Below are 16,063 nucleotides of genomic sequence, written 5' to 3' on the forward strand. Positions count from 1 at the left end.
CTGGTCCCTGAACTTTTCTTGAACTTTCTATGTTTTAAAATACTTTTGTCGTCCACTTTTCTCCGTTCCATACATCTGTTACAACATCTTGATAGAACTCTGGTTCATGGCTAATAAGCAAGATACTGCCTGGGTACTCTTTTAATGCTCTTTTAAGTTCTTCCTTGGCGTCCACATCTAAATGGTTTGTTGGCTCGTCTAAGACAAGTAAATTTGTTTCATTGTTAATGAGCTTACAAAGACGTACTTTCGCCTTTTCGCCACCACTTAATACAGAAACTTTACTTTCAATATGCTTCGTCATTAGTCCGCACTTGGCAAGGGCAGCACGCACTTCATATTGAGAATAGGAAGGGAATTCACTCCATACTTCCTCGATACATGTATTGTTATTTTCAACTTTAATCTCCTGTTCAAAATAACCGATCTCAAGAAACTCTCCGCGCTCTACATGACCACTAATTGGTTGAATTTCCCCGAGTAAGCTTCTTAATAGCGTCGTCTTCCCAATTCCATTTGCTCCAACTAAGGCTATTTTTTGGCCGCGTTCCATGCGCAAATTTAATGGAGCAGATAACGGCTCATCATAACCGATGACAAGATCTTTCGTCTCGAATATAGTTTTACTTGGTGTTCTTGCTATTTTAAAGTGAAACTCAGGTTTTGGCTTTTCCTTGGCTAGCTCAATGACATCCATCTTGTCCAGCTTTTTCTGCCTAGACATGGCCATGTTTCTTGTTGCGACACGTGCTTTGTTTCGAGCAACAAAATCCTTTAATTCAGAAATTTCCTGCTGCTGTTTTTTGAAGGCAGACTCAAGCTGTTGTTTCTTCACCTCGTAAACATGCTTGAAGTGATCATAATCTCCTACATACCTGTTTAATTCCTGGTTCTCCATATGATAAATCAAGTTAATTACGCTATTTAAAAATGGGATATCATGTGAGATTAAGATAAAGGCATTCTCATATTCTTGTAAATATCGTTTTAGCCACTCAATGTGTTGTTCGTCCAAATAGTTCGTAGGCTCGTCCAGCAACAAAATATCTGGCTTTTCAAGAAGGAGCTTTGCCAGTAATATTTTCGTGCGCTGACCACCACTTAAATCATTCACATCGCGATCTAAACCAATTTCATCTAGTCCTAACCCGCGTGCCACTTCTTCTACCTTTGCATCAATCGTGTAGAAGTCGTTATTCGTGAGCATGTCTTGAATGGTTCCAACCTCTTCGAGAAGCTTTTCCATTTCCTCAGGGCTCACATCTCCCATTTTTTCATACATGCCATTCATATCTGCTTCCATATCATATAAATACTGAAATGCGTTTTTTAACACGTCACGAATGGTTAAGCCCTTTTCTAAGACTGTATGCTGATCTAAAAATCCGATGCGGACATTTTTAGCCCACTCTATTTTTCCCTCATCAGGTTCAAGCTGTCTGGTTACAATATTCATAAAGGTGGATTTTCCTTCACCATTAGCACCGATTAATCCGATGTGCTCTCCCTTTAGGAGTCGAAAGGAAACATCATTAAAGATAGCTCTGTCGCCAAAACCGTGACTTAAGTTTTTTACAGTTAATATGCTCATAGGATCAACATCCTTTTAAATTTGGATTCATTACTCGATTGCGGTAAACTCAATACATAAAAACGTTATGCGAAAAAGGAGATAAGCAATGAGTAACACATGGTCTATCATACCGAGTTTACAGCCATTTTTACAAGAGGCTTGGAGAAATTCTAATTTTACCCAACCGACAGCAATACAGGAAAAAGCAGTTCCAACCATTCTTGAAGGGGGAGACGTGATTGCAGAATCCCCTACTGGTACGGGAAAAACTTTGGCATTCCTTTTGCCAATATTAAATAAAATCGACGTTTCAAAAAAAGATGTACAAGCTGTGATTCTTGCGTCATCAAAGGAATTAGTGATGCAAATCATGGAGGAAATTCGCATCTGGTCTATCGGTAGTGGGATCGAGCGCGCTTCCCTAATTGGTGGAGCGAATGTAAAAAGACAGCTTGATAAATTAAAAAAGAAGCCCCATATTATCGTGGGGACTCCAGGCAGGGTTCAAGAACTAATTCAAATGAAAAAATTAAAAATGCACGAGGTTCGTACGGTTGTGTTAGATGAAGGGGATCAAGTTTTTTCAAACGAGCATGTAAAAACGGTTGATCAAATTATAAAATCAACATTAAAGGATAGGCAGCTACTTGTTTTTTCCGCAACTTTAAGCAGTGAAGTGGAGGAGAAAGCTAGGGAGAGAATGAAGGATCCTACGCTCATTCGAGTTGGTGAATCAGAATCTGCAGGGCATGTGGAGCACGTTTATATCGTTTGTGAAGAACGGGATAAAATCTCTGTTTTGAGGAAGTTAATGAACCTGGAGAATATGCGCGCTTTAGTTTTTTCTAATAATATCGATGTGTTGTCTGTTTATGCAGCAAAACTTGAGTATCAAGGTCTCCCACTGGGCGTTCTCCACAGTGAAGTGTCGAAGCAGGAGCGGGAAAGGTCCTTGAAGCAGTTCAGGGAGAGTAAGTTTCCTTTATTACTGACAACAGATGTAGCTTCCAGGGGCCTTGATATAAAAGGCCTGAACCATGTGATTCAGCTTGAAGTGCCGAAAGAGGCTCGTCAGTACACGCACCGAGCTGGTAGAACTGGCAGGGCTGGTGAAGGTGGTACTGTCATTTCCATTTTGGCTGATTATGAGGTGAAGAAGCTGCTTCGGATTGGTGAGGAATTGGGATTGACGATGGAAGAGAGGCGCTTGTATAAAGGTGAGTTAATATAGGGTGCTGGATTTGGAGATGTTTTGGTGTTGCTGTTTGGTGGTTGTTGGTTCTGGGCGGGATTCGGAACCGGGACTGGATCAAAAAATGGAATTGTTAATACTTAGAAAGTCATAGTTATAAAGTGAGAGGTCGTCCTGATCGTGATTTTTTTGGACGACCTCTTTTTTGTATGGAAAACTGTTAGCTTAACTGGTGATAACACAGATTTTTGTTTTATCCACTGGAAAGGGTCAAAAAGGTGAGGTAATACTGACAGATTTGAGAATTTTCCACTGGAAACTGTCGATTAAAGAAGCTGATACCGACAGATTTGAGAATTTTCCACTGGAAACTGTCGATTAAAGAAGGTAATACCGACAGATTTGAGAATATTCAATTGGAAACTGTCGATTAAAGAAGGTGATACCGACAGATTTAAGATTTTTCCACTGGAAACTATCAATTAAAGAAGATAATAAAGACAGATTTCCGTTTTCTCCACAGAAACCTGTCAATAAGCCATGGCAATAACCACAGAATTATTTTTTCCAATAAAAACAGTCCAGTAATAACCCCGCAAGACTCAAAAATACAGCGCAACACACAATTACCAGCGTTGCATTCAAAAAGACCTCGCAGCACTCAAAAAAACCGCGCAACACACCAAAAACAGAAAAACACTCCAAAAACCCGCGCTCTCAAAAGACTCAGTCAGCTAATTATCTGTCTCGCTCTCTTTCCTCGCCTTATCTATTTGTTTTATCAACACTTTTATGGCTGCTTTAAAAGCGGCTCTTTCTTTTCGGGCAACATCTTCCTCGCCGTATCTGACTTTTTCATACGTATCTATAACTTGACCCTTGATCTCAGCGTCCCCAGGTAATCTAGCAAACCAGTCATCAACAGTTTCATTACGTTTCCTTCCCAATCCCATCCTACTGAGTCTCCGTTCAAGTTGAAACAATCGCCGCCTAACAACATCATCAGGAGCAAAGAATTTTTTGTTAAAAAAATTATCAGCTGTAGCTAACGATCGTTCCTCGAGTCCTTCAACTGCAATACGTTCAGGTTGTAGCCTTCTGAAGTTAAGAATACTGCGAATGATTAAGAACAGGATTATCAGAAAGAAGATGGCTAGAAACATAGGTCCTGCATAGGAGGCTTCAACATATTCATCGAGCCCCATCTGCATATTACCAGTCTCACCCCCACTTTCCTCACTATCAAATATATCAGTTTCAATTTCGGCATCAGGCAGAAACACCCGTCCTAACACGCTAAGAAGCGGTGCAGCTAAATAACTTATGATGGAAAGGAAACTGCTCCAAAGGAATGTCACTGCTTCTCTGATCGCTGGTTGTCCAAGTCCTGCGATAATTGCAACCCCTGCAATGGAACAGAGACCACCGAGTGTCCATTTGATCTGATAGGATATTTGCTTTGCAGTCAAACCTGATTGCATGCTTGCGCTTACCATTTTTGAAAAAAGAAGCAGTAGGAATTGAATGTAGATGATGACCAAAACGCCAACGATCCCCTCAAAGGAATGAAACAAAATATAATATAGTATTCCGAAAAGGAAAGTTACAAAGAACACAGCGACTTGGTTCGTTTGCTCATGATGCTCCATATAGGCGAGACCGCGCCAGGTCAATACCATCGCAAGAAAGATAGCTAGGACAAGATGGAAACTCAAAAGTAAGGCAACCCCGATGATGAAAAGGAAGCTTAACAACACCCATTTCTTGTTAATTCTCCTTACTATAATCATTGTGATGCCAAATCCACAAATGGTTAACAGGAGAAAGGAAAACAAAGGTGGGAACCTTCCTTCTGTGATATAGAGTGGAGCTATTAGTAAGTAAAGAAGTGTCATATCTAATGAAAAACTTAACCAGCGACTAACTTCCAAGTGCCACTTTTTCATGAAATCCTCTCCTTGTTACTGACAGCACTTAAAACTGCTTCACTCTCCTCCGTATTTACGTAAAACACTCTCCCACCTCGCTGCATGCATGCCCGATACTCTTGTTCTTCAGCTTCACTAACAGCTCCGAAGTGCAAGATAAGGGGAGGCGTTATTCTCTCCTTGAAAACGTATGATAATAAATGATCAGAAGGGACAGAAAGGTTTGACTTCCGAATGCGAGCTAATGTTTCCAGCACCCTTGTGAGGTGTTTATCACCTTCACCGGCTGAAATATGTAGTCCATATTTTGAGCCCGGAACCCTTAGATTAATGAATAATTCAAATGAAATTCGGTGTCTTGTTGCAAAGTGGGATGCATATGCAACGTGACTCAGGACCTCTTCCAAGTTTTCTATAGTAGGGTGAGCCCTATTCTCATTTCGTATGTTTAACACAAATGTCCATTGGGATTTTATGACCTTTTCATACATTTTTGTTTGAAGTTGATCGGTTTTTGCAGTCGCCTTCCAATTGATTCGATTAAAAGGGTCCTCTGACACATATTGTCTGTTTCCTCTCATGAGCATTTCTTCATGAAGAGAGTAAGGTTGAAAATAATCACCTTTCTCCTGTTGCACCATTTGCTCAAATCCCTTTATAGGCAAAGGCTTTGGATAAACGACGAGCTCTCCCCTAAATGGCCCTTCATAATATAGTTTCATATGACCAAATAGAAATAAATCTGACACTCTTAGTTCAATGGTTCGAAGCTCAGCAGTCCCTCTCTTGAGTGCCTTCCCTTGCATGTTGATTGTTCTCCTAGAAAAAGGGGAGATAGCAAAGGGATACTCATAGTTTGTCATGTGCTGCTTTGTGCCTTGTTCTTCTATGACTTCAATTGACTTATCCACATCGAATAAAAATAAGTTAGCTTTCACTCGGAAAATAGGAATCTTTCCTCTATTTTCGAACGGAACCAATAGGTTAGCTTCATCCCCTATAAACAAACGCTTTGTAAACTTCTCTCCAGGAATAATAATTTTCTTCGATACATAAGTCATATAATGTGCATTTACGCCAAGTGCTAACAACAATAAAATAGTCAGGCTAAATAAAAATCTTTCATTTGAAAAAAACGAAATGATTGCCAGAAAAGGGACAATATAAGTTAAGATATAATAACTATTTTTAAATTGAATCTCTTTTCTCCATTGTGTCATTCCTCCACAGCTCCAGCTTCAACAGGGACAATAATTTTTTCCAAAATGCCTTGTAAGACATCTGCCTTTGTATACCTTAGTGAGCTGTCGATGCTTAAAACGAGTCGATGGCACAGAACAAAAGGTGCTAACATCTGCACATCTTTTGGTGTGATATAGTTACGGCCATGTAGATAAGCCCTCGCCTGTAAGCTACGCATAAAAGCAATGGTTCCCCTAGGACTGACACCGACTTCAACCTCTTTCGATTCCCTAGTAGCACGGATGATAGATAACACATAGTTCTGGACTGGATCTGACATGTTTACATGGCGAATCTCATGTTGCATCTCTAGCATTTCATCGATTGTTAGTATTGGTGTGATGGACTCAAAAGGTTGCTCTTCCTTGTACATATTCATCATGAGATGCTCTTGCTCGTATGTCGGATATCCTACCTTAATCTGCATCATGAACCGATCCATTTGTGCTTCAGGCAACGAGAAAGTACCTTGTTGAGATTCTACTGGATTCTGTGTGGCGATGACGATAAACGGCTTCGGTAGTGGCAAGGTTTGTCCATCAATGGTCACTTGTCCTTCCTCCATGACTTCCAATAAGCTTGATTGGGTTCGTGGTGTGGCCCTGTTGATTTCATCTGCGAGGAGTATGTTAGTCATCACTGGACCAGGACGCATTTCGAAAACTTTATCCTTTGGATTGTAAAACTGGATTCCAGTTACATCACTTGGTAGGACATCAGGTGTAAACTGGATTCTACGGAAGTCGAGGGAAATGGACTTCGCGAGCGTTTTAGCCAACATAGTTTTTCCCGTACCAGGAACATCCTCAAGGAGTATATTTCCTTTACTAATCATAGCTATCATGACAAGTTCTACAATCTCCTCTTTCCCAACTAACACTTTTCCAATGGATTCTTTCAGCTTCAAAAGCTTTTCTTGTTGTTTCGGCAACGTATCCCACCCCTGTTTAGTAGTAATAAAACTATTATACTGTAAATGACTTACTTTTTCGGGAGGTAGGGGACTTTTATGAGTATTTTTATGAACTTCATGCATGAAAGTACTTTTAATTAGTAGTGTACTGGCATATCCCATTTCAACTTCAGTTTTCACAGAGTCAAAATGTTTACGAAACAAAAAGTTCCTGATTGTTGCCGAATCAGGAACTCTCGTATTGTTTTGGTTATTGAATGAATTCTGTAATCACATCAGCTAATACTTCAACGGAGCGGTTTACTTCTTCTAGTGTGTTATGGACGCCACCGATTTCAATGAGGGTGCTTTGTGGGTGTAAATCTAAATTGTATGGGTTGGACCTTTCTGGACCTCCACCTGGATCGAACACACCACGGGAAAGTCCAGGATGTGAAGCTTCCAACGCATCATGCAGTTGTGTGGCAAAGGCAAGGTTCTCTTCGTATAGCTGGCTGCTACTAGAAACGATAAATAGTATTTGAGCCATTTCAACACCTTCGACCGTCGCTGTAGTGTTCCTTCTTGATTGTGTATCACGGTGCACATCAAATATCATTTTTATCTCGCCATGTTCCTTTAATGCAGTATCTACAATTTCCCTTGAGACATTGTAGGAGTCCTCGTAACCTAACTCCCTTTCTTGAAGCTCGGCAGTTATATTAGTGTTGTCATGGAGGGCAGGTACTCCGCTTTCCTCAAGAGTAGCCGCTAATTTATCCCCAACTAGGGTGACGTTTATTTCATCATCAAATGCAGCTTCAGGGGCCTTGTCACCTGATAGGAGGGGGAGGTAGGATTCCGTCGAGTGAGTATGATAGACGAATATAAGCGGCTCCTCATCGTCATTACCACTACTATCCACAAAGGGTACGACAAACTGATTCATGAGACTACTACTAGTATTCCCTATTGTTTGTACACCGCCTAATAGGGTCAGCCACAGTGCGAAGGATGCAACTGCCGCTGTGCTAAAAAAAATGTAGCTGAGTTTCTTAACCTTGTTTTTCCGTTCAAGTCTTGCTGCTTCTATCTTCAAATAGCTCTTTGTATCATGGACGAATGACTGTCTCGGGACTAGTGCTTCGGAATTCTTAAAGCGTGTGAGAAATTCTTTAACAGTTTGCATTTTCTAAAACCCCCTTCGATTTCCCCATGAGCTCTTCCTTTAGCTTTTTTAGGGCGCGATGGTATGTGACCTTTACTTTTGCTTCGCTCCAATCCATGATTTCAGCTGTCTCTTTAATGGAATACTCATTGACTCCCCTCAGAATAAAGACCATACGATATTGAGGCTTTAGCGTGGTGAGGGCAGTGTTAATTTCCGTTCTTTTTTCAAGGTTTTCTGCGATTTCATCAGGTTGCTTTTCCTTAGATAAAAGCTGTTTGAAAAAGTTGTCCTCAAACAAAGAATAAAACTTCTTTTTCCGAAAATGGTCGATTGCGGTGTGTTTTGCGATGGATAAAACCCATGTTTTTAGTTTGTAGTGCTCATTAAATTTCGGTAACGACTTTAGCACTCTGATAAAAACATCTTGTGTTAAATCCTCCGCATCACTTTGGTTGCCAGTAAATGACACGAGAAACTTGTACACATCAAGATAATATTGCTCATAGATTCTTTCGATTGTGTCTTCGAGATTATCTAGATCAATCACAATTTGCACCATCCCCTTATTCTGTGGCATCTTTTAATCTTGCCATGTCGTCCTCTTGTCCTCTGTTCTTTGGTTCTTCGTATATAGTTCGTTTGAGGTTGTATAAAGGTTACAAAAAATTTAGTAGATGAAATGGAATCTGGAATACGGATATTATGCTGCTAGGTTATATATTTCGTTAGTTCGGAAATGTGGCGAAATTATGTACATGGCGCGTAGGAGCCTGAATCTGGCGCGTAAGTAGTGAAAATCGGCGCGTAGAACCCGAAATCCCTCGGGTGGAAGCCTCAAACCCGAGCGTAAAAACTGAATCCCGCGCGTGAACAGAAGTCCGGGTCAAAGAATACGGAAATTTCGCGCAAAAATACAGTTTCTCAGCGTGCAAGAAAGCCACATTCTATAAAAGTAGCCAATTTATCAGAAAATGAAAGGCCCTGCTAAACTTTTATGTTGATTTTTTCGTGGAATCCTCGCCTCGATGCATCGACGCACCACCGAATCAACGAATCTTCCCATCAACATTAACATTTAACAGAGCCTCCGAAAATGAAATGGTGCAAAAGTTTACTAAACTCGTTCTAAATTTCCCACACTCGAAACGACAATAAGGTTAAAATAGATCTTACTATTGAATTCCAGGCACGACGTCGTAACCAGCACTTTGGAGAAGCCCGATAATGCTTTTTTCCCCAACAAGATGCATTGCCCCTACGACAACAAAGTAAGTTTCGTCACTGTCGGTGAGTAGGAATTCTTCAATTTTTTCCGCCATCAACTCATCACGGTCGTCGGTCATTGCTTGCATATATTCCTTGTATTCATCACTTGCATCGTCTTCCAATGTACGCATGGCTTTCAACACATCTATATCTCCATTTATCCAAATATCCATTAATTGATGGAGTTCTTCAACACCTTCATCGAAAGCTTCAATAGTGGAGATAAGATCCTCAGCTTGGGATTCATCAGACATGACGAGCATTGTGCTTAATTGCTGTTCCATTGTCTCAAGTGGAATGACCTCCACGTCATGAACGGGGTGCTCTAGAAAATACAAATCAACACCGAGCTCAGTGTAAAACCCTGCTTCCTCAGCTAAAATCGTTGTTAACAAGTCCATCGCAACCCAGGGCTTAAATATGTTGAGTGATTGCGCGTCGAGACCATATGGTTGTACATAAGTAACAAGCTCATTGTAGGCATCATCACCAATTTTCTCCTGCAATGTAGAGCCGTCCGTATACATTCCGTGCTGCATCATAAATTGCGTGACGGCTATCTCATCAATATCCGTAATATCCAGTTCAACAGCTAAATAATCAGATTCATAAAACGCGGCATCGATGGATTCATGTAATGGATAGAGATCCTCTGTCCCAACATGAATGGAACCTAATAGGTAAACAGTATTGGATCCTTCCTCAACTTTATAAAAGACTCCTTCTGGCCTTGGCCCGTCACCATCGAAAACAATTGCTTCCTCTTCTTCTTCATATGCTACGAGAACACCATTTTCCTCTAATTCTATTAATGGTAAAAATGCAGTGTCCAGCTTATCAAGTACATGAGGATTCCCTTTCACTGATAGGGATTGTAGGTTTTCTAACTCTGTAAGAATTGTAAGGTCTTCAATGCTATTCCCATCGAGATTAAGTTCTTCCAAGGCAGTTAAATATTCAATTCCTCCTAAACTTGTAATCCCCCTGTCAGATGCATCTAACGTTGTAATCTCTTCTGCAACCTCAGCAGTAAGTTCCCCTTCGGTATTACTAGCGTCCTCGACGGCATCGGCTAAACCTTGATCCTCAAACTCTAGTTGTTGGGAAACAGTTGACGTACACCCTAACATAAGTAATATCATAAATAGTGAAAATAATGTGAGTAACCCTTTTTTCAATGAAATTCCCATCCTCTCCATAGACAACACAGATAACAATGATTTTATCTTTGTCTTCTTATATAATATTGTAATTGATCCTCTACATAGATAACATACGTATTTACCAATAATTAGGTTTCAAAAAGAACAAGACCGAATATCGTGGCATCCTAAAAATAAATTAGTAAAAATCTTTTATTCTCGAATACAAATCTTGTTACAATGAAAGAATGGATAAAAAAGTGTGACTTCGTGGGAGCAGGGTGAATGAAATGAAAGTTAATCAAATTTCAGAGACGGAAATAACGAAACATTGTAGTAAGGCAGTGATGCGACGCGGGAGAAATTATTTTTACCGTGGTGACGTTCATGGTCTCCACTGGGATATGGATAGGGAAAGCTATCAAGCAACGGTCATTGGAACAGAACGGTATATGGTGAATATCAAAGTGGGCAAGGAGCAAGAAATTAGTGGCTTTGCATGCTCGTGTCCTGCCTTTGATGAATTTCCGGGGATATGTAAGCATATTGTGGCCGTCTTATATGAGATTAAACAATTGGTGCAACAGTCTGATAGTAATACTGTTTCTCTTTTCAAGAATAGTGATCCGAATAAAGAAGATGGGAACCAAAAGGGGAAGGTGCGTCATATTCATAACGTAGGTTTTATAGAAGAGCGGAAAGCAAAGGAATTAATATCATCTTTTCAGCAAATGTACATGAAAAAACAAGAATCATACCATGAACGGGAAACGTTACAGGTTGAATATCACTTAAAGCTATTTCCGAAAATGTATCGCCATCTTAATGGTTCCATGGAAATAGAGTTGAAGATTGGACCGAAACGACTTTACGTTGTGAAAAATTTAAAAGAATTTTTGCGAACATATCAAGAGGACCAGACACTTAAGTTTGCGAAGCTATTTACGTATGACCCTGCAGATTATGTTTTTACAGAAGAAGATGAAATGATCTTAAAATGGTTGTGGCGAATCTACCATCTTCGTAATGACCATCGACAAGAGTTTTTTACGCGGAGAAATTACAGTGAGGACAGTCGGACACTGGAAATACCTGCACCAGTCATTACTGAGCTATTAGAAATGCTTCAGGGCAGGGATGTAATCGTCGATGTACATGGATTTGATTATAAAGGCTTTGAATATGTAAATGGAAAGCTGCCGTTGACATTTTCTATAACAGATTCTGAAAAATATAAGGGTCAATTTCACTTCAAGTGGGAAAACGAAGAGGACATATGCTTTTTTGGACCTGATTACAATGTGATTTTTCACCGCGGCATTTTTTATGAGCTTGAAGAAGGGCAAGGGGATGCGATTAATCATTTAATGATGCATTTAGCTGACACCCACCCAGCCGAGGTAACGATCACTCAGGATCAACTTGAGAATTTCGCCTCCCTTGTTCTTCCTCAGTTAAAGAGTATAGGAGAAGTGGACGTAAATGAGGCTGTTAGGGAAAAAATTCATATTGCTCCATTGAAAGGGAAGCTCTATGTCGATTATCAAGAAAGTCGTCTAACGGCGGAATTATTATTTCAGTATGGGGAGGAGCAGTATTCTCCATTCGAGTCATCGGATCATTTCAATGGAAAAGTGACAGTAAGGGATGTGGAGAAGGAGCTGTTTATTTTATCTCATGTGGAAAAGGTGCCGTTTAAATATAATGGTAAAGAATTATATTTAGATGAGTTTGATGACATACTCGATTTTGTGATGGATATTCTACCAGCAATGTCTGAATTACTGGATGTTTATGCGACATCGCATGTGAAGGGCTTGATGTATGAACCGCAGGAGCGCCCGTCCATAGAAGTGGACGCAAATGAGCGGCTTAATTTACTCGATGTGGAATTCAAGATGGAAGGTATTGCTGAGGACGAAGTAGATCAAGTTTTAGAGGCATTAATGGCAAATAAAAAGTATTATAAATTGTCCACAGGTTCCTTTATCAATCTTCAAGAAACGGAATTCCAACAAATGAAGGGAATGATGGAGGAGCTCGACGTAAAGGGACCAGATGTTCATCATCAAATAAATATGCCGTTATTAAAGGCGTTTCATCTTACAGAGGAAAATGGCTTTCATGTGAAGAAAGGAAAAGCATTTCGAGGTCTTGTGGAGCAGATCATGAATCCTGAGGAAGTGGATGTGGAGGTGCCCGTTTCACTGGAAAACGTATTGCGTGATTATCAGAAGGTAGGGTTTCAGTGGTTATCTTCTTTATCCCACTATGGTTTTGGCGGCATTCTTGCAGACGACATGGGACTTGGAAAAACGTTGCAGATGATCACCTACTTAGTGGCTTTGAAAGAGCGTAACGATGGGGCTATGGGCAAAACTTTAATCATTTGTCCTTCCAGTCTCGTCTATAACTGGCAAAAAGAGATTGAACGCTTTGCTCCAGAACTTTCTACCGTTGTCATAAGTGGTACGGTTGCTGAACGGCAAGAAGCCTTTAAGCTTGCTGATGAAAAAGAAGTGTGGATTACTTCCTATCCCCTAATTAGGAGAGATTTAGAATCCTATATGGATCGAGAGTTCTCGACTTTAATTTTAGACGAAGCGCAGTATATTAAAAATGATTGGACGAAAACGTCTAAGGCTGTGAAAGGGATTAAGGCAAAGCATACATTTGCTTTAAGCGGAACGCCTATTGAAAACTCTTTAAATGAACTTTACTCCATCATTGACCTTGTTTTACCAGGGTTATTTAAGAATAAATCTGCCTATAAAGTGATGAATCAAGAGAAGATCGCTAAGCGTGTTCGACCATTTGTTTTGAGAAGATTGAAGAAAGATGTTTTAACAGAGCTTCCTGAAAAAATGGAGTCGGTCCAATATACAGAGTTGACAGATCAACAGAAGAAAACGTATTTAGCTCAATTACGTCTCATTCAAAATGATGCGAAGGAAGCAATTAATGATAATGCTTTCCAAGAAAACCGAATTAAAATCCTTGCTGGTTTAACGCGGTTGCGTCAGATCTGCTGTCACCCAAGTCTGTTCATCAAAGACTACGATGGTGGTTCTGGAAAAATGGAGCGTCTCTTTGAGTATTTGGAGGAAGCAATCGCCTCTGGACGTCGTGTTGTCTTATTCAGTCAATTCACCCAAATGCTAGGCTTGATCAAGGAGAGGTTGGTTGATTATGGCTGGGATTATCACTACCTAGATGGTTCAACGCCAGCAAGGGAACGGGTGGAACTAGCTGACCGTTTTAATAATGGGGAGAAGGAGCTATTCCTCATTTCCTTAAAAGCTGGGGGCACAGGACTAAATCTAACTGGTGGAGATACAGTTATATTATTTGACTCATGGTGGAATCCTGCAGTAGAGGAGCAAGCTGCAGACCGCGTATACCGTTTTGGACAAAAAAACGTGGTGGAAGTAACGAAATTGATTACAACAGGTACGATCGAAGAAAAAATCCATAAGCTTCAAGGACAAAAACGGGAGCTATTAGACCGGGTCATCCAACCTGGTGAAACAATGATATCCTCCCTGTCCAAAGAAGATATTGAAGATTTATTGGGGCTGTAGACGGTGGGACACCTGTGGTAGGCGTATGAGTAGCAGTGAAATGTCAGAGAAGAAGCATGAGGAAGCTTACCAGCCGCCCGCGGAAAACGAGTTTGCCCAGGGTTCATCAACACATCTATACGAATTCTTTAATTAATGTAACTCAATTCTTAAATTATAAATACTTTTAGTGAGTCAGATTAAAAATCGAATAGTTCTCGCTATTGCTAGCAATTTATGGTATAGTTGGCTAGTTGATTTAAAACAGTGCTGTAAAAGCATGTGCGGAACATAGTTACGAAGAATTACATCACAAAACAGGAAAAGGACCTATTCTGTACAGTGAGGGAATAGGTTCTTTTTAATGGATAAATAATAAGCATATATAAATTTTTAAATCAATAAAGGCAAAGTATTGAAATATATAAATAAAGGAGCAAGTTAAATTGGCACTATTTAGAGAGTTAGAAATTGAGGAGTCCATTCTTCGTGCAGTGGACGCAATGGGATTTGAAGAAACAACTCCCATTCAAGAGCAAGTTATACCACTAAGTAAAGAAGGACAAGACATTATTGGACAGGCACAGACAGGGACAGGAAAAACTGTCGCTTTCGGGATTCCTTGTATTGAACAAGCTACAGTGGAAGAAAAGCATCCCCAAGCGTTAGTTTTAACACCGACACGCGAACTTGCAATACAAGTAGCAGAAGAGCTTAATAAATTGGGACGTTTTAAAGGTGTACGTGCACTCCCGATTTATGGTGGACAAGATATTGGAAGGCAGATTACTGCCCTTAAGAGACGTCCTCAAATTATTGTAGCAACACCAGGTCGATACATGGATCATATGAGAAGAAAAACAATTCGTCCTGAATACTTAAATATCGTTGTTTTAGACGAAGCTGATGAGATGTTAAGCATGGGGTTCATTGAAGATATTGAAACGATTCTTCAAGAAGTTCCTACTGAGCGAAGAATGCTGATGTTTTCTGCTACGATGCCTCCAAAGCTAAAAACGATTGCAGACAGGTTCATGAAAAACCCTGTTAACGTTAAAGTACAGGCAAAGCAGTTAACTGTAGAAAATATTGAACAAAGATATATTGTACTTCCTGAAAAAGAGAAGTTTGATACACTTTGTAACTTGTTAGATATGGAAACGCCTGAGCTTGCGATCATCTTTGGTCGTACGAAACGTCGTGTTGATGAGTTAACAGAATCATTAAGTATCCGCGGATTTGCCGTTGACGGCTTACATGGTGACCTTAAGCAGGAGCGACGTGACCAAGTTATCCGTAAATTCAAGCGTGGAGCTATCGACGTCATGGTTGCAACAGATGTTGCTGCACGTGGTCTAGATGTGAACAATGTTACTCACGTTATTAATTTCGACTTACCGCAAGATGCTGAAAGCTATGTTCACCGTATCGGAAGAACTGGCCGTGCTGGTAAAAAAGGTGTTTCCTATAGTTTTTCAACACCAAAGGAAAAAGACCACTTACAGTATATTGAACAAAGCACGAAGCAAAAAATGAAGCAAGTTCCAAGGCCAACTTACGATGACGCCCTAACAGGTAGACATCAAGAGGCTGTTGAAAATCTAGCTTCTGCTATTGAAGATGATGCAAATAAACAGCTTGAAAAAGCAGCAAGACAATTACTTGATACGCATGATCCAGTAACGCTCATTACTGCCGCTTTAAAAATGGTTACGAAAGAGCCAAGTAAAACACCAGTAAAAATTACAGGAGAAGCTCCTGTACGTTCTAAGCACAAGCCAAAGCGAGATGACCGTGGTGGAAATCGCGGCGGACGTAGTGGCGGTGGCCAACGTGGCGGTAGTGGTCAAAGAAGAAGAAAAGACCGTGGCGGCAAAGGCTTTGATATGAAAATAAATGCTAAAAAACGTTCGAATGATCGAGACGACCGTGGTGGCAATCGCGGTGGCGGTGGAAATCGCAGTGGCGGAGGAAACAGGAGTAAACAGAAGTAAACAGAAGTAAATATGTTGAAGTAGGTAATAAGGCCGTGGATTGGTTTGTACAATCCGCGGCTTTTTTTATGCGCATAGGAATGATAACGTAACTAACGAGATT

General features: G+C 40.3%; 10 protein-coding genes. 3 read left to right on the forward strand and 7 right to left on the reverse strand.

Annotated elements, in window-relative coordinates; genetic code table 11:
- Positions 1-34: 34 nt before the first annotated feature.
- Positions 35-1,591, reverse strand: coding sequence for an ABC-F family ATP-binding cassette domain-containing protein (locus tag BW724_RS02745; protein ID WP_088073563.1), 1,557 nt, complete (start codon positions 1,589-1,591; stop codon positions 35-37).
- An 88-nt stretch (positions 1,592-1,679) separates the two neighbouring features.
- On the opposite strand from BW724_RS02745, the gene BW724_RS02750 reads away from it, so the two are divergent.
- Positions 1,680-2,804, forward strand: coding sequence for a DEAD/DEAH box helicase (locus BW724_RS02750; protein WP_088073564.1), 1,125 nt, complete (start codon positions 1,680-1,682; stop codon positions 2,802-2,804).
- A gap of 695 nt (positions 2,805-3,499) precedes the next feature.
- Here the strand turns inward: BW724_RS02750 and BW724_RS02755 are convergent.
- From BW724_RS02755 to BW724_RS02780, 6 genes are all read right to left on the reverse strand, one after another.
- The gene (locus BW724_RS02755; RefSeq protein WP_088073565.1) at positions 3,500-4,711 is read right to left on the reverse strand and encodes a DUF4129 domain-containing protein; all 1,212 of its coding nucleotides are present in this window, start codon (positions 4,709-4,711) and stop codon (positions 3,500-3,502) included.
- Positions 4,708-5,913 (reverse strand): DUF58 domain-containing protein, encoded by a 1,206-nt coding sequence (locus BW724_RS02760; protein WP_088073566.1) that lies wholly within the window; start codon positions 5,911-5,913, stop codon positions 4,708-4,710. Before BW724_RS02760 ends, BW724_RS02755 begins: the two co-directional genes overlap by 4 nt.
- Positions 5,910-6,866 (reverse strand): AAA family ATPase, encoded by a 957-nt coding sequence (locus BW724_RS02765; RefSeq protein WP_235848877.1) that lies wholly within the window; start codon positions 6,864-6,866, stop codon positions 5,910-5,912. The genes BW724_RS02760 and BW724_RS02765 overlap by 4 nt, the downstream gene beginning before the upstream one ends.
- A gap of 232 nt (positions 6,867-7,098) precedes the next feature.
- A complete protein-coding gene (locus BW724_RS02770; protein ID WP_088073567.1) occupies positions 7,099-8,016 on the reverse strand; it encodes a stage II sporulation protein P in 918 nt (305 codons plus the stop codon).
- The gene (locus BW724_RS02775) at positions 8,003-8,545 is read right to left on the reverse strand and encodes an RNA polymerase sigma factor (protein ID WP_235848878.1); all 543 of its coding nucleotides are present in this window, start codon (positions 8,543-8,545) and stop codon (positions 8,003-8,005) included. Before BW724_RS02775 ends, BW724_RS02770 begins: the two co-directional genes overlap by 14 nt.
- Positions 8,546-9,170: 625 nt before the next feature.
- Positions 9,171-10,442, reverse strand: a complete 1,272-nt coding sequence (locus tag BW724_RS02780; RefSeq protein ID WP_176371266.1) for a TraB/GumN family protein — start codon at positions 10,440-10,442, stop codon at positions 9,171-9,173.
- A 254-nt stretch (positions 10,443-10,696) separates the two neighbouring features.
- Between BW724_RS02780 and BW724_RS02785 the strand changes: the two genes are divergently transcribed.
- Entirely contained in the window at positions 10,697-13,987 is a 3,291-nt protein-coding gene (locus BW724_RS02785) for a DEAD/DEAH box helicase (protein WP_088073569.1), read from the forward strand.
- Between the two features lie 425 nt (positions 13,988-14,412).
- On the forward strand, positions 14,413-15,960 hold the full coding sequence (locus BW724_RS02790; protein WP_088073570.1) for a degradosome RNA helicase CshA: 1,548 nt from the start codon (positions 14,413-14,415) through the stop codon (positions 15,958-15,960).
- Positions 15,961-16,063 lie beyond the last annotated feature (103 nt).

This window comes from Litchfieldia alkalitelluris (assembly GCF_002153425.1).
GTDB lineage: Bacteria > Bacillota > Bacilli > Bacillales > Salisediminibacteriaceae > Evansella > Evansella alkalicola.

What these genes read in the sequence shown, in the direction of transcription:
- BW724_RS02745 (WP_088073563.1), bottom strand. Translation starts at nt 1,591, where the DNA reads ATGAGCATATTAACTGTAAAAAACTTAAGTCACGGTTTTGGCGACAGA.
- BW724_RS02750 (WP_088073564.1), top strand. Translation starts at nt 1,680, where the DNA reads ATGAGTAACACATGGTCTATCATACCGAGTTTACAGCCATTTTTACAA.
- BW724_RS02755 (WP_088073565.1), bottom strand. Translation starts at nt 4,711, where the DNA reads ATGAAAAAGTGGCACTTGGAAGTTAGTCGCTGGTTAAGTTTTTCATTA.
- BW724_RS02760 (WP_088073566.1), bottom strand. Translation starts at nt 5,913, where the DNA reads ATGACACAATGGAGAAAAGAGATTCAATTTAAAAATAGTTATTATATC.
- BW724_RS02770 (WP_088073567.1), bottom strand. Translation starts at nt 8,016, where the DNA reads ATGCAAACTGTTAAAGAATTTCTCACACGCTTTAAGAATTCCGAAGCA.
- BW724_RS02785 (WP_088073569.1), top strand. Translation starts at nt 10,697, where the DNA reads ATGAAAGTTAATCAAATTTCAGAGACGGAAATAACGAAACATTGTAGT.